At 64.5% G+C, this 21,071-nt stretch carries 18 protein-coding genes; 10 read left to right on the forward strand and 8 right to left on the reverse strand.

Annotated elements, in window-relative coordinates; genetic code table 11:
- The first annotated feature begins 78 nt into the window (after window positions 1-78).
- Together EEB15_RS14495 and EEB15_RS14500 are read left to right on the forward strand one after the other, a co-directional pair.
- Complete coding sequence (locus EEB15_RS14495) at window positions 79-1,137, forward strand: AraC family transcriptional regulator (protein ID WP_141510577.1); 1,059 nt, start codon at window positions 79-81, stop codon at window positions 1,135-1,137.
- 154 nt (window positions 1,138-1,291) lie between these two features.
- A complete protein-coding gene (locus EEB15_RS14500; protein ID WP_199236533.1) occupies window positions 1,292-2,323 on the forward strand; it encodes an alpha/beta fold hydrolase in 1,032 nt (343 codons plus the stop codon).
- A gap of 66 nt (window positions 2,324-2,389) precedes the next feature.
- On the opposite strand, the gene EEB15_RS14505 is transcribed toward EEB15_RS14500, so the two are convergent.
- The 6 genes from EEB15_RS14505 to EEB15_RS14525 all read right to left on the reverse strand — a co-directional run bounded on the left by EEB15_RS14505 (window position 2,390) and on the right by EEB15_RS14525 (window position 9,242).
- Complete coding sequence (locus EEB15_RS14505; RefSeq protein ID WP_141510578.1) at window positions 2,390-2,845, reverse strand: nuclear transport factor 2 family protein; 456 nt, start codon at window positions 2,843-2,845, stop codon at window positions 2,390-2,392.
- Window positions 2,846-2,875: 30 nt separating this feature from the next.
- Window positions 2,876-4,900, reverse strand: coding sequence for an acetoacetate--CoA ligase (locus EEB15_RS33975; RefSeq protein WP_199236534.1), 2,025 nt, complete (start codon window positions 4,898-4,900; stop codon window positions 2,876-2,878).
- Between the two features lie 3 nt (window positions 4,901-4,903).
- Entirely contained in the window at window positions 4,904-6,232 is a 1,329-nt protein-coding gene (locus EEB15_RS33980) for a sorbosone dehydrogenase family protein (RefSeq protein WP_199236535.1), read from the reverse strand.
- 24 nt (window positions 6,233-6,256) lie between these two features.
- Window positions 6,257-7,423, reverse strand: a complete 1,167-nt coding sequence (locus EEB15_RS14515; protein ID WP_141510579.1) for an alpha/beta fold hydrolase — start codon at window positions 7,421-7,423, stop codon at window positions 6,257-6,259.
- 84 nt (window positions 7,424-7,507) lie between these two features.
- Window positions 7,508-8,494: a nitronate monooxygenase family protein gene (locus tag EEB15_RS14520; protein ID WP_141510580.1), complete on the reverse strand. Its 987-nt coding sequence runs from the start codon at window positions 8,492-8,494 to the stop codon at window positions 7,508-7,510.
- Between the two features lie 7 nt (window positions 8,495-8,501).
- Window positions 8,502-9,242 (reverse strand): SDR family oxidoreductase, encoded by a 741-nt coding sequence (locus tag EEB15_RS14525; RefSeq protein ID WP_141510581.1) that lies wholly within the window; start codon window positions 9,240-9,242, stop codon window positions 8,502-8,504.
- 160 nt (window positions 9,243-9,402) lie between these two features.
- On the opposite strand from EEB15_RS14525, the gene EEB15_RS14530 reads away from it, so the two are divergent.
- Together EEB15_RS14530 and EEB15_RS14535 are read left to right on the forward strand one after the other, a co-directional pair.
- Window positions 9,403-9,993, forward strand: a complete 591-nt coding sequence (locus EEB15_RS14530; RefSeq protein WP_141510582.1) for a 2-hydroxychromene-2-carboxylate isomerase — start codon at window positions 9,403-9,405, stop codon at window positions 9,991-9,993.
- Between the two features lie 22 nt (window positions 9,994-10,015).
- Complete coding sequence (locus EEB15_RS14535) at window positions 10,016-11,656, forward strand: AMP-binding protein (protein ID WP_141510583.1); 1,641 nt, start codon at window positions 10,016-10,018, stop codon at window positions 11,654-11,656.
- 15 nt (window positions 11,657-11,671) lie between these two features.
- On the opposite strand, the gene EEB15_RS14540 is transcribed toward EEB15_RS14535, so the two are convergent.
- The gene (locus EEB15_RS14540; protein WP_233259484.1) at window positions 11,672-12,331 is read right to left on the reverse strand and encodes a gamma-glutamylcyclotransferase; all 660 of its coding nucleotides are present in this window, start codon (window positions 12,329-12,331) and stop codon (window positions 11,672-11,674) included.
- A gap of 58 nt (window positions 12,332-12,389) precedes the next feature.
- Between EEB15_RS14540 and EEB15_RS14545 the strand changes: the two genes are divergently transcribed.
- A complete protein-coding gene (locus EEB15_RS14545; protein WP_141510585.1) occupies window positions 12,390-13,157 on the forward strand; it encodes an enoyl-CoA hydratase in 768 nt (255 codons plus the stop codon).
- A gap of 14 nt (window positions 13,158-13,171) precedes the next feature.
- Complete coding sequence (locus EEB15_RS14550) at window positions 13,172-13,897, forward strand: Crp/Fnr family transcriptional regulator (RefSeq protein WP_141510586.1); 726 nt, start codon at window positions 13,172-13,174, stop codon at window positions 13,895-13,897.
- A 36-nt stretch (window positions 13,898-13,933) separates the two neighbouring features.
- Here the strand turns inward: EEB15_RS14550 and EEB15_RS14555 are convergent, their stop codons facing one another.
- On the reverse strand, window positions 13,934-14,584 hold the full coding sequence (locus EEB15_RS14555; RefSeq protein ID WP_141510587.1) for a TetR/AcrR family transcriptional regulator: 651 nt from the start codon (window positions 14,582-14,584) through the stop codon (window positions 13,934-13,936).
- Between the two features lie 69 nt (window positions 14,585-14,653).
- Here EEB15_RS14555 and EEB15_RS14560 point away from each other — a divergent pair, with 69 nt between their 5' ends.
- The 4 genes from EEB15_RS14560 to EEB15_RS14575 are packed head-to-tail and all read left to right on the forward strand — an operon-like array spanning window position 14,654 to window position 21,048.
- A complete protein-coding gene (locus EEB15_RS14560; protein ID WP_141510588.1) occupies window positions 14,654-16,129 on the forward strand; it encodes an efflux transporter outer membrane subunit in 1,476 nt (491 codons plus the stop codon).
- Window positions 16,126-17,259 carry an efflux RND transporter periplasmic adaptor subunit gene (locus EEB15_RS14565; RefSeq protein WP_141510589.1) on the forward strand — a complete coding sequence of 378 codons (1,134 nt, stop codon included), beginning with the start codon at window positions 16,126-16,128 and terminating at the stop codon, window positions 17,257-17,259. Before EEB15_RS14560 ends, EEB15_RS14565 begins: the two co-directional genes overlap by 4 nt.
- Window positions 17,256-20,378 carry an efflux RND transporter permease subunit gene (locus EEB15_RS14570; RefSeq protein ID WP_141510590.1) on the forward strand — a complete coding sequence of 1,041 codons (3,123 nt, stop codon included), beginning with the start codon at window positions 17,256-17,258 and terminating at the stop codon, window positions 20,376-20,378. The genes EEB15_RS14565 and EEB15_RS14570 overlap by 4 nt, the downstream gene beginning before the upstream one ends.
- Window positions 20,371-21,048: a TetR/AcrR family transcriptional regulator gene (locus EEB15_RS14575; protein WP_141510591.1), complete on the forward strand. Its 678-nt coding sequence runs from the start codon at window positions 20,371-20,373 to the stop codon at window positions 21,046-21,048. Before EEB15_RS14570 ends, EEB15_RS14575 begins: the two co-directional genes overlap by 8 nt.
- Window positions 21,049-21,071: the final 23 nt, after the last annotated feature.

Genomic DNA, 21,071 nt, shown 5'->3' on the forward strand with positions numbered 1-21,071 from the left:
GCAAGGCCTGAAGAGAAAGGTGATTTAATGCCAATATGCGGGTTGGTTAGTGCCACCCTTGCAACCAACGGGGTCACGATGACACTACCCAAGCTGACTTTCATCCACCGCCCAGGAGATCGCAATGCGCCGCAACTCAGCCTGTTCGGGTTGAACGCACTCGTCGATGAAATGGAGAGCCAGGGCGTGTCTTTGCGGGCCCTGCTCAGTCGAACAGGGGTTCCAAGCGAGCAGTTCGACGACCATTCAGCGCTGATCTCCCGGGGCCAGCGCTTGGCCATCTATCGCAATGCGCAGCGCCTCGCGAAGCGATCGGATGTGGCGCTGCGCGCGGGGGCGCGGCAGCGCATCAGCGATTTCGGCATCTGGGGCTATGCCTTGGCCAGCAGCAAGACACTCGGTGATGCGATGGACCTGTCATTTCGGCAGCTTCGGCATTTAGGACCTGTTCTGCAGATCACCTCACGCGTCGAAGGTGGAGCGATCAAGTTGCGCAGTCATGATCCCGCGTCGCTGGGCGAACTCCTGCCATTCGTTGCGGAGTTCTGGCGCAGCTCGAACCATGCCTTCCTCAGCCACATGCTGGAGGCGCCGCTTCCTTCCGCGCGAATGTTGCTGCCTTACCCCGCGCCGCCTCATTGGCGAACCTACAGCCAGATGTTCAACTGCCCGGTCGAGTTCGCAGCCGAAACCATGGAGTGGCACTTTCCCGAATCGGCCTGGAGCTTGCCTTTGCCCAACGCGAACCCCGTGCTGGCCAAGGTTTGCCAACGCTTCTGCGAACAGGTCTTGTCGGAGCAACCCCCGGCGTCGGAGCTCGCTGACTCCATCAGAGTCATTCTCGTGAATCAGCCGGGGCGCTTTCCCAATATCGATGAGATTGCTGCCGACCTTGGCACGTCGCTGCGCACGCTCAACCGCAGACTGGCTTCAGAGGGACTGTCCTACCAGTCCATCATCGACGATGTTCGCCGGACGCTCGCAGTGGAGTACCTCGAACGTACCGCGCTCTCGGTCGAAGAGGTCTGCGAGCGTGTTGGCTTTTCGGATCCGTCCAACTTCCGGAAGGCGTTCAGAAAGTGGACGGGGAGATCGCCAACCCATTTCCGAGCCGAGACTGCGGCAACCAAGACGTAGGGGGAGGAACGTCGCGCCGGGGATTGACAATGTACGGTCGTTTGTCTAACGTTCGTAAAACAATGCGGAGTGCGATGCCGGCCGAACGCTCATGCCGTCACCGCGTCGTGCACCCGCTTCGAGCAAGTCTTGCCAACATAGCGATCGGCCTCCAATGTCGCCATTTCAGATCACAGAGAACACGTTCCGAAGTGGCCGCAGCAGTACTTTTTATTTCGCAAGCGGCCCGAGCCAAGGGACACCGATCATCTTTGTTCATGGCTGGCCTGAACTTGCGTTGAGCTGGCGGCATCAGCTTCCGGTATTCGGTGCGCTCGGCTTCAGGGCGATTGCTCCGGACTTGCGAGGCCACGGAAGGTCGTCGCTGTACAGCACGCATGACGCGTATGCCCAACGCGAAATTGTTGCCGACATGATCGAACTGCTCGACTCCCTCGGCCAGGAAAAGGCGATCTGGGTGGGGCACGATTGGGGCGCATCGGTCGTCTGGAACATTGCCAGTCACCATCCGGACCGTTGCGTTGCGGTGACCAACCTGTGTGTGCCCTACGCGACGTTGGAGCGGGGACTTGATGTGTTGGTCGGGCTGGTCAATCGCGATCTGTACCCGCAAAGCGAATACCCGTTCGGGAACTGGGAGTACCAGCGCTTCTACGAAGAGCACTTCGCGAAGGCCACGGGCGCGATGGAGGCAAACGTCGCAGGAACCTTCAAGACACTTTTTCGCGCGGGCAATCCCGAGGGGAAGGGCAAGCCGGCGCTTTTGTCCAAGGTTCGCCGTGAAGGAGGCTGGTTCGGTGGAAAGGGAATCGCGCCAAACCCTCCCTGTGATGAGCGAGTCATCACCGAAAATGACCTGCACGCCTATGCCTCCGCCTACGAGCGAACGAGCTTTTTCGGCACGGACTCCCTGTACATGAATCATGCAGCCAATGCCCGCTATGCGTCCGAGGCGTTGAATGACGGCTATCTCGACATGCCAGTTCTATTTCTGGAAGCGGCATATGACTACACATGCGACTGCGTGAACTCGCCTTTGGCTGAACCAATGAAGAAGCTTTGTCGCGATCTGACCATTGCGCGGATCGAGTCAGGACACTGGATGGCACAGGAAAAGCCCGCGGAGGTCAATGCAAGACTCGCGCAATGGCTAGGTGCCAGGATCCCGCATGCCTGGGGTGGTTAGGTGTGGATTGCGTCAGCGAAGACCACGCCGTCCGGACTCTGCCATTTCGCCGCCGTGCCTTTGCAACTAACTTACGATTTGTTCGGCGACAGCTTCTTTGAGCCCGGTTGCTGCTTGGCTGGCAAGAGCACCGGCCGCTGCTTGTGAGTCTTGAAATTCCTCAAGCGCATAAACTCTACCCCAGCGTAGGGTGAACACATGGAGACCACGATTGACATATGCATCCCCGTTGCGTAGCGTTGCCGTTCCGTCCCACTCGACAAACACATTGGTATTCCACGGCCAACCCACTACCCAGACTTTGTTGACCTTGAGATGCAGATTGGGCTGAACACGGCCGATGCGTTCAAACCAGCGGCGCAGACCCGCTTTATCGTGGCGCTCACCACCAAGCGTGTGTGTGCCAGAAACACGGTGATGGATATTTGGCGCGACTGCTTCCACTGCCTCATCCCAGCGATGATTGTTGACGTGGTCAAAGGTCTGACGGATTTTTTTCCGAACAATGTAGCCGTATAACATCAGCAATTCTCCAATTGTTTGTCGCCTGGGTCAGTCAGGCGCCGATGCCGCCGCACGCTGCTGTGCGAACGCCACGAACCAGTCCAGGCTGGAAGGGTTGGCCATTGCGTCCTTGTTCACCACCTTGTCCAGCGGCTGCCCCAGCAATAGCTTCTTGATCGGCAGCTCCTGCTTCTTGCCGGACAGCGTGCGCGGAATCTCGGCCACCTGGAACATCTCGTCGGGCACAAAGCGCGGCGAGAGCGCGATGCGCAGGCTGGCTGCGATGCGGGCGCGCATGGCCTCGTCGAGCACGGCGCCCGGACGCAACACCACGAACAGCGGCATGTAGCTGTCGCGGCCCAGGTATTCGAGGTCGACCACCATGGAATCGAGCACCTCGGGCAGCGCTTCCACCGCGCTGTACAGCTCGCTGGTGCCCATGCGCAATCCGTGGCGGTTGATGGTGGCGTCGCTGCGGCCGTAGATGATGCAGCCGCCATCGGGGGTGACCTTGAGCCAGTCGCCGTGGCGCCAGATGCCGGGGTAGGTATCGAAGTAGGAGGACAGGTAGCGTTGGTTCCCTTCGTCACCCCAAAAGTACAGCGGCATCGAGGGGATAGGGCGCGTGCAGACCAATTCGCCGACCTGGTCGACGACCGGCTGGCCCTGTTCGTTCCAGGCTTCCACCGCGCAACCGAGCAGCCGGCACTGCATCTGCCCCGGTATCTGCGGCAGCTCGCGGTTGCCGCCTATGAAAGCTCCTGCGAAATCGGTACCGCCGGCCATGTTGCACCACCAGATATCCCCCCCGCGCACCTCTCGCATCTCTTGCGTGCCCCAGCGCTGCACCTCCTCGCTCAAGGGCGAGCCAGTGGTACCCAGCGAACGCACGCGGCGCAGATCGCCACACTGGGCGACCTCCAGCCCCGCCTTCATGCAGTTGGCGAAGAAGGCCGCGCCAGCGCCGAAGAACGTGGTCCCGGTCTCTGCGGCAAAGCGCCACAGCACGCCCCAATCGGGCTTGTCCTTCGTGCCGCCGGGGTTGCCATCGAAGATGCAGCACGTGGTGCCATTGAGCAGGCCCGCCACCTGGGCGTTCCACATCACCCATCCGGTGGAGCTGTACCAGTGATAGCGCTCGCCCAGGCTATTGGGCTGGTAGCTGCACCCCAAGTCGTTGTGCAGCACCATAAGGCCCAGGTGCACGAGGACCATGCCGCCATGACCATGGACGATGGGCTTGGGCAGGCCCGTAGTGCCACTGGAATAGACGATCCACAACGGGTGATCGAAGGGCAGCCACAGCGGCTCGAAAGCCGCAGTCCTCGTATCGTCTCCGGCACAGGCCTGGGCCAGCGACGTGAAGGGCTGTAGCCGCTGCGTGACCTGCGGTGCCACCCCGGGATCGGCCAGCAGCAGAAGGTGCTGCACGCTGGGCAGGCCGTCGCGAAGCTGCGCCACCACGTCGATGCGAGTCGCCTCCCGGCCCCCGTAAGTGATGCCGTCGCACGCAATCAGCACCTTCGGTGCGATCTGGCGGAAGCGGTCCAGTACGGCGTTGCTGCCCATGTCGGGCGCGCACAGGCTCCAGACGGCCCCGATGCTCGCGGTCGCGAGAAACGCGACGATGGCTTCGGGCACATTCGGCAGGTAGGCCGCTACCCGGTCGCCGGGCAGCACGCCCTGGGCCTGCAGGTGCAGCGCCAGCGAAGCCACCTGTTGGCGCAGCTGCGGCCAGCCGAGTTCACGCCGCAGGCCCTGTTCGTTGTAGCTGACGATGGCAGGAGCACCGGCCGCCTGCGCTGCGTCCACATGGCGCAACACCTGCCGGGCATAGTTGAACTGCGCGCCTTCGAACCACCGCGCGCCGGGCATGCGGGCATCGGAAAGAACCGCGCGGTGCGGCGTGGGAGACTGCAAGTCGAAGTAGTCCCACACGCTTTGCCAGAAGGCTGGCAGGTCGTCGGTGGACCAGCGCCACAGGGCGTCGTAGTCGCCGAATGCCAGGCCGCGCTGCGTGCGCAGCCAGTCCTGGTAGAGCCGGATCTGGGGAATGAAGGGTGCCGCAGTCAAGGGCTATCCCGGCGAGCGTGCCGTGCCGGTGACGCGCCAGATCACGTTGCCGACGTCGTCGGCCACCAGCAGGGCGCCGCGCCGGTCTTGCACCACGCCGACCGGGCGGCCGCGCGCCTTGCCATCTTCGGAAAGGAAGCCGGTCAGCAGGTCCACCGGCGGACCGGCAGGCTTGCCCGCGCCGAACGGCACGAAGATGACCTTGTAGCCGCTGTACGGACGTCGGTTCCATGAGCCATGCTGCCCGATGAAGGCGCCGGCACCGAAGGTGGCGGGCAGGCTCAGGCCCGGCTCGGCGAACGCCAGGCCGAGCGAGGCGGTGTGCGCCCCCAGTGCGTAGTCCGGCGCCAGCGCCTTGGACACCAGGTCGGGCCGCTGCGGCTTGACCCGCTCATCAACGTGCGAGCCGTAGTAGCTGTACGGCCAGCCATAGAAGCCGCCGTCGCGCACGGAGGTCAAATAGTCGGGCACCAGATCGCTGCCGATCTCGTCGCGCTCGTTGGCGACGGTCCACAGCGTACCGGTCACCGGCTCGAGCGCCATGCCATTCGGGTTGCGCAGGCCGGTTGCGAACAGGCGCTTGGTGCCGCTCCTCAGATCGATCTCCCAGATCGCGGCGCGGCCCTCCTCCTGGTCGATGCCGTTCTCGCCGACGTTGCTGTTGGAGCCGACCGTTGCGTAGAGCTTGCTGCCGTCGCGGCTGGCGATGATGTTCTTCGTCCAGTGATGGTTCAGCGGCCCGGCGGGCAGGCCGGTCACCGGCGTGCCGGGCGCATCGATGTGCTGTGCACCGGGCGTGTAGGGGAAGCGCAGCACGCCGTCGGTGTTGGCGACGTACAGGTTGTTGCCGACCAGCGCGATGCCAAACGGCGAGTTGAGCTTGTCGATGAAGACGCTGCGCGACTCGGCGACGCCGTCGCCGTCGGCATCACGCAGCAAGGTGATGCGGTTGGCGCTCGGCACGCCGGCGCCGGCACGCGCCATGATCATTTTGGCCACCATGCCCCTGATGCCATCCCCGGCCCCCGACTTCGGCGGGGCATTGCTCTCGGCCACCAGCACATCGCCGTTCGGCAGCACATGCAGCCAGCGCGGATGGTCGAGCCCGCTCGCGAAGGCGTTGACCCGCGTGCCCGGTGCGGGCGTGGGCTGGGCGCCGCCGGTCCAACCCTCGGGCAGTGCGATATTGACGGTAGGCAGCAAGGTTTGGTTCGGTGCGGGCAACTCCGGCTTTGCGCCAAAGCCTGCTTCCACCGGCAGCCTGGCGGAGTCGCCGCAGGCGCCCAGCGCGGCCAGCGCTATGGCCGACAGCATCAAGGGAAGGAGTTTCATAACGTATCTCCGGAGCGAGCAGGTCTAGTTCTTTGCCTGGGAGGGCGTGTCGCCGAGCCACTGCATGAAACTGCCGACATGCTGAGCCCAAAGGGCGGGGATCGTCATCGCGAAATGGCCGGGTGACCTTGCCGTTCCGGGTTGAACCACGTAACGGCCCTGTTTGAGTTTTGGCACGGTGTTCTGAAGCACCTGCAGCTCGTCAGGATTGAACTCATCGTCTGAAAAATTCAGCGCGAAAACCTTCGTTTTGATCTCCGAAAGTCTAGGTTCGGGATCGTAGTTCAATGACGATTTCAGGGAGTAAAGCATGTCGTTGGGGTCAACGCTCTCGGCCTGCATGCGGGTGGTCGCCAGAAATTTGTCCGCTGCCGCGCCATTGGGAAGTTGTTGTTGAAGCGCTGGGGCGCTGTCGATCATCATCCGCAGCACCCTGAAGCCATTGACCCAGCCGCGCGGCGTTTGCGTGTAATCCCCGCCCTTCCAGTCCGGATCGGAGCGGATCGCGTCGATCACCATGCGCCGCCACAAGAGGTTGCGGCCCGAGACCGAGATCGGCAGCGAGACCACCGGCATGACCCCGTCCATCATGTCGGGATAGGCCTGCGCCCACTGCCAGGCATTCATGCCGCCCATGGACATGCCAAGGATGGCGTGGAGATGCTTGATGCCCAGCGTCTCGGTTACCAGCTTGTGCTGGAGATCGACGATGTCGCCGTAGTCGTAGTCGGGAAATTTCGTCTTCTGGCCGTCGCTTGGCTTGCTCGATTGGCCATGGCCCACGCTGTCAGGAAAAATCAAGTAGTAGCGCTTGGCGTCCAGCGGACGGCCTGGATTGAAGAATGCCTGGGTGAAGGTCGGGCTCAGAAGGGCCCGGCTGTCTCCGCCGGTCCAATGCAGCACAAGAACGGCATTGTCGATGTCGCCTTTGGCGTCTCGATGGGGCGTACCCAGGGTCGCGTAATGAATCCTCACACGATCAAGCGTTCCCCCGTTTCGGAATTTGTAATTCTGGAACCAGGCATCGGCCTGAATGGCGTCCGAATTGACCCGCTGGTCCCAAGGCGATGCCGTCCCGCTGGCGGCGGGTGAAGGAGTCGATTGGGCAAATGCTGAACCTGCAAGCGTTGTTGCGGATAGCAGCACTCCGAGCAGCACGCTGGCTGCAGTGCAGGCAAGTTGAGATTTCATGACGATTTTCTATACTCCGTTTGGGACAGCGGACAGAACCCGCGGGGCTCTTGAAATCCGCACACGCACATGTGGGACAGTGCTCTAGGCCAGCGCAGGTTCGAGGAATCCGGCGAGCCGTCGTGTGATCAATTGCTCGGCCTCATCCATGATGCGATCCATCAGCTCTTGAACTGTAGGAATGTCGTTGATCAGGCCGACCACCATGCCGCAGCTCCAGGCGCCGGCGTCCATTTCGCCTTCCAGCATCACGCGCGGGTAGACACCCGCGACCTGGTCGATGATGTCTTCGAACTTGAGCGCGTCGCCTTTTTCCTTCTCGGTCCGGATCAATTGCTCGACGGCGGAGTTGGTCAAGACGCGCTCCGTGTTGCGCAGGCTGCGCATCACCAGTCGCGTGTCGAGCTCGGTGGCCGCGACGATCGCATCCTTGACGTTCTGGTGAACCGGCGCTTCCTGGGTAGCCACGAAGCGAGTGCCCATGTTCATGCCCTCCGCGCCCATCGCGAGGGCCGCCACCAGGCTGCGGGCGTCGGCCATTCCGCCTGAGGCCACGAACGGAATCGTCAGCTCCTCGGCTGCCCGGGGCAAAAGGATCATGTTCGGCATGTCGTCCTCGCCCGGGTGGCCACCACACTCGAACCCGTCTACGCTCACGGCGTCGCATCCGATCGCTTCGGCCTTCAGCGCGTGCCGCACCGACGTGCACTTGTGGATGACCTTGATGCCGGCTTTCTTTAGCGCGGGCATGTAAGCCTCAGGACTGCGCCCCGCTGTCTCGACGATGCGCACCCCCCCTTCGGCAATCGCGGCGATGTACTCGGGGTAGGGCGGCGAAGACAAGGTCGGCAGGAAAGTGAGGTTCACGCCAAAGGGTTGGTCGGTCATTTCGCGGCAGCGGCGAATTTCCTTGGCCAGGAGCTCGGGTGTCCTTTGCGTGAGGCCCGTGATGAGCCCGAGTCCGCCGGCATTGGACACGGCCGCGGCGAGTTCGGCGAAGCCGACGTAGTGCATGCCGCCCTGGATGATCGGGTGACGAATGCCGAAGAGTTCAGTGATGCGTGTTTTCATGTGTCTTTCACCAGGTTTCCATGTAAGGGCGCAGGTCCATCTCGAATGTCCAGGCATCTCGAGGCTGGGTATGCAGGTACCAGTAGTTTTCCGCGATGTGCTCTGGGTTCAGGATGCCGCCCTGCTCCTTGAGCGCATAGCGTTCGGGGAAATTGGTCCGGATGAATTCCGTGTCGATGGCGCCGTCGATGACGAGATGTGCCACGTGAATGCCCCGCGGGCCGAGTTCGCGCGCCATGCTCTGGGCGAGCGCGCGCAGCGCATGCTTGGCGCCTGCGAAGGCGGCGAAATTGGCCGAGCCGCGGATGCCCGCCGTCGCGCCGGTGAAGAGAATCGTGCCTCGCCCCCGCTCGACCATCCTGCGGGCGACCTCACGCGCATTCAGGAATGCGCTGAAGGTGGCCATCTCCCAGATCTTCATGTACTTGCGGCCGGTCTCCTCGAGGATGCTGCTGGGCACATTGGCGCCGATGTTGAACACCATCACCTCGATGGGGCCGCGCTCCTTTTCGATCTGGTCTATGAGCGCGACGACGTCTTCCTCCTTGCGTGCATCGCTGCCGTAGCCGAACGCCTGGCCGCCTGCCGCGCGGATGCGCTCGATGGCCGGCTCCAGCTTGTCGGCCGATCGCCGCGTCAGGCACGCGACGTAGCCCTCACGGGCGAAGCGCGCGCCGATTGCGCTGCCCGTGGCGTCGCCCGCGCCGACGACGAGAGCCACACCGCGGGGGTTGGCTGATTTGTCCATGCGTTCTCCTTAAATAACGGTCGTTCAGTCATCTGAACATTAATCAATTAACGATCGTTTGTCAATAAAGACTGAGATCGAGTCAAACCCCGTTGACAGACGCTCTGGAATCACATAGCGTTCGTTCATCTAACGACCGTTAATTTAAAGGAGCCCGTTGATGAGCAAGTCAGTTGATTTTTTCTTTGATGTCGGAAGTCCGTCGTCATACTTGGCGTGGACGCAGCTGCCGGGCTTGTGCGCAAGCCATGGCGCGGAGCTTGTCTACCGTCCGATGCTGCTCGGCGGCGTCTACCAAGCCACTGGCAACGCCTCGCCGGCGACCATCCCCGTCAAGGGGCGCTATACGCAAATGGACTACGAACGCCATGCGCGCCGGTATGGCGTCCCGTTCAGGGGCAATCCGCACTTCCCTGTCATCACGCTGTTTCTCATGCGTGCGGTCACCGGGATCCAATTGCGCCGCCCCGAGCAGCTGCAGCAATTTCTTGGTTGCGTCTTCAAGGCGCTCTGGATCGACGCGCTCAACCTGAATGATCCGCAACTCACGGCGAGCGTCCTGACCGATGGAGGCTTCGACCCTGCCGAGATCGAGCGGCTGACTCAGGATCCCGAAACGAAAGCCGCGCTGAAGGCGACGACCGAGGAAGCGGTCAAGCGCGGCGTTTTCGGCGCGCCCACGCTGTTCGTCGGCGACGAGATGTTCTTCGGCCAGGACCGAATGGACTTCGTGCGCGAAGCACTGTCCTAAGCGAACCCCAAAAGGAGACAACGTGGAACAACGAATCTGGCATGCATCCTATCCGGCAGGGCTGCCCCGCGACCTTGTGTACGGTGAGCACGACACCCTCGTCACCCTGCTCGAAGGCGCTTTTGCGCGACACGCCAGTCAGACGGCCGTGACATGCAATGGCGAATCGCTCACGTTCGCCGAGCTCGAAAATGCATCGGCTCGATTCGCAGCATTCCTGCAAGCCGCCGGTCTGCGGCCCGGCGATCGCGTGGCGCTGCTGCTGCCAAATCACCTCCTCTACCCCGTCGCCTTGGCCGCGATTGCGCGCGCGGGCTTCGTGGGGGTGACGATGAACCCGCTCTACACCAGTCGCGAGGTGGAGTACCAGTTGGTGGATTCCGGCGCGGCCGCGCTGGTGGTTGCCGATCCGTTCACAGCACTCGTCGCCGAGGTCTTCGAGCGGACAGAAGTTCGGCACGTCATCACAGTGCCGATGCATGACGTCAAGCGATCGCTGCTCGCGCCCGCCGGTGATCAGCCGGTTCGGTCCCGAGGCCGAGAGGTGCAACTCGTACCGCTGCACGCCGCGATCGCGTCGGTGCAGGAGGCCGACTTCAGCGCGGCGAAGGTGAGCCCTTCCGATCTCGCGTTCCTGCAATACACCGGGGGCACGACCGGCGTGTCAAAGGGGGCCTGTCTCACGCATCGCAATGTCCTCGTGAGTGTGTTGCAGATGCAGTCCTGGTTGCGACTGACCCTCGAAGTCGAGAACTTCGAACTGGTCACGCCGCTGCCCCTGTATCACATCTTTCCGCTCGGCATGGCGCTGATGGCCCTCGTGAGCGGCGGGCATAACCGTCTTGTCATGAATCCGCGAGACATCAAGGCTCTATGCGCCGAGATGCACCGGGCGCCCTTCGACGTGCTGATTGGCGTCAACACCATGTTCAACGGCATGGTGAACATGCCCGAACTGGCATCGGTCGACTTCTCGCGTTGCGGCATGGTGATTGGGGCGGGCGCCTCGATCCAGGCAGCGGTCGCGCGCAAATGGGAAGCGGCGGGCGGGCCGCCGATCACCGAGGCCTATGGGCTCACCGAGACGTCGCCCAGCGCTACTTTCAATGCGCCAGGCTCCAACGGGACCATCGGCGTGCCGGTGCCCTCCACTGACGTGCTGATCGTGGACGACGCGGGTGAGCCGGTTCCGCAGGGTACGCCCGGTGAATTGCTCATCAAGGGCCCGCAAGTGTTCGCGGGCTACTGGAAGCGCGAAGACGAAACCCGCAAGGCATTCACCAGCGACGGCTGGTTTCGCACGGGCGATGTCGTCACGATGGATACGAAGGGACTGATGACCATCGTCGACCGGAAGAAGGACATGATCCTGGTGTCCGGGTTCAACGTGTACCCGAACGAGATCGAGGGCGTGGTCGCGCTGCACCCGGACGTGCTGGAGTGCGCGTGCGTCGGCGTGCCCGACGAGCGCTCCGGCGAGGTGCCTCACCTGTTCGTCGTGCGCCGCTCACCGGGGCTGCAGGAGGATCACGTCGAATCACACTGCCGCAAGCTACTGGCGCCCTACAAGGTGCCTCGCCACATCACCTTTCTCGAGGCCCTACCGAAATCGACCGTGGGCAAGATCCTTCGCAAGGAACTGCGGACACCAGCATCAGCCTGACGGCGGGATGGGGCTTCAGCCTGCAGCGGAGCGCAGGCGCTCCATCCCGGCGTCGCGTATGCCGAGCGTCTCGAGCTTTTGAAGCGTGGCATCGAAGTACTCGCGGCAGGTACCGAGGGTGCCCGCTCCTGTGTTGATCATTCGGGCCATCTCATGCAGGGAGAGCGCTTTCGTGTAACGCGGATGCGATCGATTGACCGCAAAGGTGATCGCCCTCACCGGTACCCCGTCCACATCAGCGTTCACCCATCGCGGTTCGTACACCTCGGTCAGCATCTCCCTGCGCCAGAGCACCCGCAGCTCGTCGCGCACTTTGCGCGGCTCGATCTGCAGCAGCAATCCCTGGCACGCGCCACCCCGGTCGAGGGCGAGCATCAGCCCGGGGCGCTCTTGGGACCCACGCCCGATGACCGAACGAAGGCAGAAGGAGCGGTGCCAACCGTGGACTTTTGCCGGACGCGCGCCAGTGTGCTCCAGCGCGGGGTTCCACATCAGCGATCCATATCCGAACACATGAACGGCAGCATCGCCATCGTGCCGCGACAGGGCGGTTTCGATCGACGCTTCAAGTTCCTCTGCCGTGCGCAGCCGTGTGCCGGGGGGGAGCTGCGCATAGACCTGCGCCATGAACGCGTCGTCGAGGAGCCCTTCGCGAGTGACTTGCGCGGTTGACACGGCAGCGATCTTAACATAGGCTTCGTTTACTAAACGATATCTATCTATTGGAAAGCCCATGAATCAGGAAATTCGGATTCGCGCTGAGGGCAGTGTTGTCACAGTCACATTCAACCGGCTCGAGCGAAAGAACTCCATCACCGCCGCGATGTACGCCAATGTGACCGCCGCGCTGACTGGCGCTGCAAGCGATCGCGTTGTGAGAGCGGTCGTGCTGGAAGGCGATGAATCCATTTTCACCGCGGGCAACGACATGGGCGACTTCCTGAGGCATCCCGGTGATGGCGAGCACTCGCCCGCACACGCTTTCATGCTTTCGCTTGCGAACTTCCCGAAACCTCTGATCGCGGCCGTGTGCGGGCCAGCGATCGGCATCGGCACGACCATGCTGCTGCATTGCGACCTCGTCTACGCGGGCGACAACGCCATGTTCTCGATGCCGTTCGTCGACCTGGGGCTGTGTCCAGAGGCCGGCTCAAGCCTGCTCGTGCCACGGATGTTCGGCCATCACCGCGCCGCTGCCGCACTTCTCCTGGGAGAGCCGCTGAATGCCCAATCCGCGTTCGAGGCAGGTCTTGTCAACAAAATCCTGCCGGCCGGGGAGGTCAAGGCGTTTGCGCAGCAGCAGGCTCGCAAGGCGGCTGCAAAGCCCCTGAGCAGCCTCATGGAAACCAAGCGCCTGATGAAGCAGGGCCAAGCGGCAGAAGTCCTGCGTCAGATCGACGACGAGGGCGTGAGTTTCGCGCGAATGCTGGCCGAACCTGCGGCGAAGGAGGCCATCAGTGCCTTCCTGGCAAAGCGCAAGCCCGATTTCTCGATGCTGTGACGCGGGTACCCATCTTGAAAGACGCCGTCCATCCTCCGCTCGCCGACGAGGCATTCATCGGCCTGAATGCCGCCGAAATGGCTGCGCTCCGTGCGAACGACTGGTTCAACCCGCTTCCCCTGCAGTTGCAGCGAGCCCTCCTCCAGCATTGTGCGATCTGGCATGTGCCGGCGCATCAAACCGTGGCGACGCAGGGTTCGGTGCCCGATGTCTGGTTCGGCGTGGCCGCGGGCGCGGTCAAGTTGTCGATCTGCCCACCTTCGGGGCGCGAAACGATCGTCGACCTGCTGGAGCCAGGTCAATGGTTTGGGGACGTCCCACTGCTGTCCGGATTGCCGGCCCCGTATGAAGCAAGGACTTGGGCACCCTCCACCCTGCTGCTGATGCGGCGAAGCACTTTGCGCCAGCTTCTGGCTGCACACGAAGACCTGGGTCCCGCGCTGCTGCGCCTGAACTGGGAACGATCCGCGCGCCTGATGGATCGGCTCGTCGACCAAGGCGAACCGCTGCTCGAACATCGGGCGCGGCGACTCCTTTCCAGGCTGGCAAGCCAGTTCGGCGTCGCCCACCGTGATGCCACGCGAATTACGCTGTCGATGACGCAATCACAGCTCGGGCTTTTGCTCGGCTCAAGCCGCCAGCGCGTCAACGAACTGGCCAACAAGCTGGAACGGCGAGGAGAAATCCGCCGATCGCAGCAGTACATCGACTTCGTCATGGCGGGCGACGGGCCTGCTTGAGGAGGTCATCTTTGCGCACGGGCCGCTGACAAACCTTCAGGCGGCCCGTGCGTAGGCTGCCATGAACACCCTGACGCCCTCGCGAAGCAGCGCCCTGTTTTCCTGGGCGGAGGGCATGTCGAGCATGAGCAGACCCCGCACGTGCCCATCACCCATGAACATCGACAGGAAGAGGTCCGCCGCCAGCCGCGGACGTGGCACCTTCAGCGTCTTTGCGGCGTCAGCGCGGCGCAGGTACGTGGCCAGTTCGTCGATCAGTCGCTCAGAGCCCTGCCGGTAGAAGGCCCGGCAGGCTTCGGGTTGCGAACCGGCCGCGCCGTAGACCGAGCGGAACTTGCCTAGCGCATCCTCCTCACGCGTGAGCATCAGGAATTTCTCGCCGACGGTGAGCAACTCCTGTTCGGGTTGCTTCGGATCCAGCGTTTGGGCACCTGCGGCCCCGCCCATCACGCGTTCCGTGCGCCCTTGGATGACCGCCTCGAACAGCCCTTCCTTGGATCCGAAGTGGCTATAGACGGTCATTTTTGAAACGCCGGCGTCGGCCGCGATGGCATCCAGGCTCGCGCGCTCCAGGCCGTGCGAATAGAAGTGGCTGCGCGCCGCTTCAAGGATGCGCTCCCGGCGCTCGGGGTCCCGCGGCCTGCCGCGCCGCGGCTTGGGAGCCGCGCTCTCGTCCTTCTGGGACATTGCTGCCTTTAATGTACTTGACAGTTCAGTATATCCGCCTGACAATTACTGGACTATACAGTACAGTTTATGACGACGTTCACCAGATCACTCGCGCCTCGCGCGGCCCTCCGCCCTCTTGCGCTGGCAGCACTCGCCCTCCTGTCCGCGTGCTCGATCACTCCCGTTCAGCCTCTGTCGCCCAGCACGCCTCTGTCGGCCGCCTACAGCCAGGGAGCGCGGGCGGCTGCGGCCACCCGGGACGTCGATGCCGCCTGGTGGATGGGATATGCCGATCCGGTACTGACGGCGTTGGTCGATGAAGCGATGGCCGCCAACCAGGACGTGTCCGTCGCGCTGCAACGTGTCATCCAGGCGCGAGCAGGCAGTGATGCCCAGGGCTCTCGCCTGTGGCCTACGGTCGGTCTGCAGGTTTCGGCTTCGCGCAGCGAAACCGGTCTGCCCGCTCCGGTCAAGCAGGGCCTGCCGGACACGGGTGCGCTGCGGGCCGGCGTCGAGGTGGCTTGGGAGATCGACCTTGCGGGCGGCGTGCGCGCCGCTCGAGACGCAGCAAGGGCTGATGCCGCGGCCGCGGTGGCAGGCGTAGCAGGCGCGCGACTGCTGGTGGCCAGCGAGGTGGCTCGGCAGTATTTCGTGCTGCGCGGCGCCGACGAGCGGCTGCGCATCGTGCAGGCCCTGGCCGCGACGCAGCGCGAAACGGCTACTCGCGTGGCCAGCCGCGTGCGCGAAGGCCAAGCCAGCGCCTTCGATCTGGACCGCGCGCGCGCCGAGGCCGACGCGCTCGATGCCCAAGTGCCTGCGCTGCGAACGCTGGCTGGCATCTCGCAGACGCGGCTCGCCGTGCTGCTCGGTCGCAACCCCTCGGTACGCGTCACCGACGACACGGCGTCGTATTCATGGCCCGGGACGCGCGAGATTGCCACCGGACAGCCCAGCGAACTATTGATGCGCCGACCCGACCTGATCGCCGCCGAGGCGCGCTTCGCGGCCGAGACGCTCCGTGGCGAGGAGGCCCGCGCCCAGTGGTGGCCCAAGCTCTTCGTCAGCGTCCTGCTCGGCAGCCAAGACCTGCGGCTGAACGCGCTGAACCTTGCGCCTGTGCACTTTTCCAACGTCGCCCTCGCGTTAGCCGCGCCGCTCTTCAATGCAGGTCGGATCGACGCCGGCATTCGCGCGCAGTCCGCGCGCGCCGAAGAGGCGTTGCTGGCCTGGCAAAAAGCGGTGCTGGTGGCGGTTCAGGAAGTGGAAGACAGCCTTCTCGCACGCGGTGAAGAGGCCAGGCGCGGCGCAGCGCTGGCCACCGCCGTGGAACACCGCCGCCGCTCGCTGCAGCGCGCCCAGTCACTGCAGCGTGAAGGCCAGATCGATTTGCTGGTGTTGCTGGACGTTCAGCGATCCGTGCTGGCCAGCGAACTGGCCTTGTCGGACAGCCGCCTTCAGCAGGCGCTGGCCGACGTGCAGCTCTTCAAGGCATTGGGCGGCGGCTTCGCCTCCGCGCGGGCCGCTCTCCCGTCGACTTCTCTTGCTGATGGAACCGCTCGATGAACAGAATTCCCGTTTTAGCGTCCCGCACCGCCCTGGCCGCCGCTTGCGCACTGGTGGCCGCCTGCAGCGGCCCGCCCGCACCCGTCGCCGCCGCCAAGCCGGTCTTCGTGACCACCGTTTCGCAGGCATCACTGGGCCAGACGCGCGCGTTCACCGCCGTCGTGCGCGCCCGTGTGGAAACGGAACTGGGGTTTCGAACCGGGGGCAAGGTGACTGAGCGGCTGGTTGAAGTGGGGGACCTCGTCAGGGCCGGCCAGCCGCTCGCCCGGCTCGATCCGGCCGACTATCAACTGGCCATGCGGGCCGCCGCTGACCACGTGCAGGCCGCCTCCGTCGATGCGCAGCAGGCCGCATCAGACGAGGCACGCTTCGGAAGGTTGCTGGCGGACGGCTCGGTCGGCGCGGCCGACCATGAACGCCAGAAGGCGCGCGCCGACGGGGCTGCGGCCCGGCTGGACCAGGCACGCCGCCAGCTCGAACTGGCGCGCAACCGCGAAGGCTACGCGACGCTGGTGGCGCCCTACGCCGGGCTGGTCACCGCGCTGCGATTCGAGCGTGGCCAGGTGGTCACCGAGGGCCAGCCCGTGCTATCGATCGCCCGGGACGGCGAGCGCGAGATCGTCGCTGACCTTCCAGAGGAATGGGTCGGCCGGGTGCGCACGCTCACCGCTGTGGCCACGCCCTGGCACGACGCGAAGTTACCGATGCAGCTGGTGCTGCGTGAAGTCTCGCCGCTGGCCAGCGTGCAGGGCCGCACCTTCCGCGTGCGCTACGCGGCGGCCCCGCAGTCACGCCCACAGGTTGCTGCCCTGCCGCTGGGCAGCACCATGCAGCTGACGCTGTCCGGACCGCCCGCGGGGCCGGCAGCCGCCGTCCTGCCGGTCACCGCGCTCGTGAAGGCCAGCGGAACGGCGGGCGTGTGGATGCTGGACGCCAAGGGCTCCGGCCTGGTCTTCAAACCCGTGCAGGTGGTAGGCACGGACGACGCCTGGGTGCACGTCACCGGCCTGGCCGCAGGCAGCCGCGTTGTCACCATCGGCGCGCAGAAGCTCGATGCCGGCATCACCGTGCGCGCCGTCGAACGCGCGCCGGATGCCGAACCCGCCTCAGCCACCAAGAGCAACTCATGAGGCGCTTCAATCTCTCGGAATGGGCCGTCACGCACCGGCCGATGGTGTTGTTCCTCATCATTGCAACCCTCATCGTCGGCAGCATTTCCTTCAGCCGCCTGGGCCGCCTGGAGGATCCCAATTTCGACGTTCCGCAGATGACGGCCATCGTGGTGTGGCCGGGCGCCACCGCTCAGGACGTGCAAGACCAGGTGCTCAACCGCATCGAGCGCCGGCTGCAGGAGCTGGATCACTTCGACTACGTGCGCAGCTTCTCGCGCCAGGGCTACGGCGGCATCACGCTGTGGATGAAGGGCGGCAGCACCAAGGCCGAACTGGACAACGCCTGGTACCAGGTGCGCAAGAAGATCGGCGACGTGCGCCAGGAGTTCCCCGAGGGCGTGCGCGGGCCGTTCTTCAACGACGAGTACAACGACCGCTACAGCGTGCTCTACGCGCTGAGCGCGCCCGGGCTGTCGATGGCGGAGTTGCTGGCGGTGACTGAAGACGTGAAGTTGCGCATCCAGGGCGTGACAGGCGCCGGCAAGGTCGATGTGCTGGGCAAGCAGGCCGAACGCGTCTACGTGGAAATTTCCACGCGGCGACTGGCCGCGTTCGGCCTCGCGCCGTCAACGGTCTTCGACGCATTGGCGCGCCAGAACCTGGTGGCCCCGGCCGGCTCGGCCGATGCCACGCACGACCGTGTGCAGGTGCGCGTGGACGGCGGGCTGCGCAGCGCCGCGGACGTCGCCAACGTGAAGCTCGAGGTGGGCGGGCAGTTGCTGCGGCTGGCGGACATCGCCACCGTGCACGCCGGCTATGAGGACCCGCCGAGCATGACCATCCGCCACAACGGCGTGCCGGTGCTGGCCATCGGCGTGACCATGCAGGCCAACGGCAACGTGCTGGACTTCGGGCGCGCTCTGGACAAGCGACTGGTGCAGCTGCGGCAGGAGCTGCCGGTGGGTGTCGAGATCCAGCAGTACGCCGACCAGCCGCGCGTCGTGGCGGAATCGGTGTGGGAGTTCGAGCGCGTGTTCCTGGAGGCGCTGGCCATTGTGCTGGCCGTGTCCTTCCTGTTCCTGGGTTGGCGCACCGGCATCGTGGTGGCCGCCTCGGTGCCGCTGGTGCTCGGGCTGGTGGCAGCGGTCATGTACGCCGCGGGCTGGAACCTGGACCGCATCTCGCTGGGCGCGCTGATCATCGCGCTGGGTCTGCTGGTGGACGACGCCATCATCGTCGTGGAAACGATGGTGGTGAAACTGGAGGAAGGCTGGGACCGGCTGAGCGCGGCCAGCTATGCCTACACATCGACTGCGCTTCCGATGCTGACCGGCACGCTCATCACGGCCGCCGGTTTCATGCCGGTGGGTTTCGCGAAGTCCATCGCCGGCCAGTACGCGGGCGGTATTTTCTGGGTCGTCGGGGTGGCGCTCATCCTGTCGTGGCTGGTGGCCGTGATTTTCACGCCGTACCTGGGCATGATGCTGCTGCCGAAGAAGCTGGCGGACGGCACGCACCACGACGTGTACGACCGGCCCGTCTACCACCGGCTGCGCGGCGTCGTCGACTGGGCGGTGCAGTATCGGGCCTGGGTGCTGGGCATCACGGTGCTGGTCTTCGCCATCGCCGGCGCCGGCATGCTGACCGTGCAGCAGCAGTTTTTCCCCACCGCGTCGCGGCCGGAACTGCTGGTCGAGCTGCGACTGCGCGAAGGGGCGTCGTTCGCCGCCACAGAGCGCCAGGTGAAGGCGCTCGAAGCGCAGCTGGCGAAGGACCCGGACGTCGAATTCTTCACCGCCTACACCGGGGCCGGCACGCCGATCTTCTATCTGTCGATCCTGCCGGAATTGCCCAACCCGGGTTTTGCGCAGTTCGTCGTCAAGACGGCGGGTATCGAACAGCGCGAACGCGTGCGCGCCCGACTCATGGAAATGTTCGCCAAGGATGAGGTTCTGCCCGACGTCAAGGCCCGCGTCACCCGTCTGGAGTTTGGACCGCCGGTGGGCTTCCCGGTGCAGTTCCGCGTCATCGGGCCCGACAAAGTGCAGGTGCGGGAGATCGCCTACCGGGTGCGCGACGCGGTGCGTCAAAGCGCGCTGGTGCGCGATACGCAACTGGACTGGAACGAGCAGGTGCGCTCGGTGCAGGTCCGCGTCGATCAGGACAAGGCACGCCTGCTGGGCCTGTCGAGCGCCGACATCCAGGGCCTGGTGCAGACGGCGCTGGACGGAGCCCCGGTGACGCAGATCCGTCGCGGCGAAGAACTGGTGGACGTGGTCGTACGGGCCACGCCCGAGGAGCGCAAACGCATCGGCCAGCTGGGCGACCTGCAGGTCTTCACGCGCAGCGGCGTGACCGTGCCACTGTCGCAGCTGGCCCATGTGGAGCCGAGCTTCGAAGAGCCGGTGCTGTGGCGGCGCAACCGCGACATGGCACTCACCGTGCGCAGCGACGTGGTCGACGGCGTGCAGGGGCCTCACGCCACCGCCCAGATCCGGCCGTCGCTGCAACCCATCATCGATGGTCTGCCCGCGGGCTACCGCATCGAGGAAGGCGGCGCGATCGAGGAAAGCGACAAGGCCAACGAGGCGCTGTTCGCGGTGTTCCCTGCCATGTTCGCGGTGATGCTGACGCTGCTGATGATCCAGCTGCAGAGCTTTTCCAGGGTGTTCATGGTCTTCATGACGGCACCGCTGGCGCTGATCGGGGTGGTGCCGGCGCTCTTGCTCTTCCAGGCACCGTTCGGCTTCGTCGCGCTACTGGGCGTGATTGCGCTGGGCGGCATGATCATGCGCAACTCCATCATCCTCGTCGACCAGATCGACCAGGACATCGCGCGCGGCGCGGCGCCCTGGACCGCGATCGTCGACGCGACCGTGCGGCGCTCCCGCCCCGTGGTGCTGACAGCCGCCGCCGCGGTGCTGGCGATGATCCCGCTCACGCGCAGCGTTTTCTGGGGACCGATGGCCATCTCGATCATGGGCGGCCTGGTTGTGGCCACGGCACTCACACTCGTCTTCGTGCCGGCGCTCTACGCTGCCTGGTTCCGCGTTCGGCGCGACTCCCCCGCGCAGAAGGAAACGGCAGGACCGATCACTTTCGTAGCCCCAGGCGCGGGCGAAAGGTCCCATGCTTGAGCTCGCAAACGCCGGCGGCCGGCGCCGCAAGCAGGAACGCCCTCGAGAACTGCTCGATGCCGCACTGGCTGTCTTTGTGGAAAGAGGTTTCGCTGCAGCCCGGGCGGAAGAAATCGCCTCGCGCGCTGGCGTTTCCAAGGGAACGCTGTACCTCTACTTCAACAGCAAGGAAGACCTGCTCAGGACGCTCATCTCCGAGGGCTTCTCCAGCCGAATCGAAGGGTGGGCGGATCAGATGGCAACGAGCGCGGGCGCAAGCAGCGAGCTGCTCCGCCAGGCGCTGACGAGGTGGCAGGCTTCGTTGGCGCAAAGCCAGGCTGGGGGCATCTTCAAGCTGGTCCTGACAGAGGCGCGGCACTTCCCGGGACTGGCGGACTGCTGGGACCGCGAGGTGATGCGCCCGGTGCGCGCGCTCGTTTCGCACATCCTTGCGCGCGGCATCGCGCGGGGGGAGTTCCGCACATTCGATGTCGACCTCGCAGTGCACGCGCTGATCCTGCCGATCGTGATGGCGTGCTTGCACCGGCACACGATCGGGTCCCTCGTGCCGGACGACTTTCTGATGCACACCCCCGATCTTGTCGGCCGCCATATCGAACTAGTCCTGGATGGCTTGTACCGGCATTCAGATCGCGGCCGGGAAGGCGGCGCCGCAATCACGGTCATCTAACTTTTTCTTCACACAGGAGCAAC

The sequence above is a fragment of the Ramlibacter sp. WS9 genome, assembly GCF_003797765.1.
Classification (GTDB): domain Bacteria; phylum Pseudomonadota; class Gammaproteobacteria; order Burkholderiales; family Burkholderiaceae_C; genus Ramlibacter.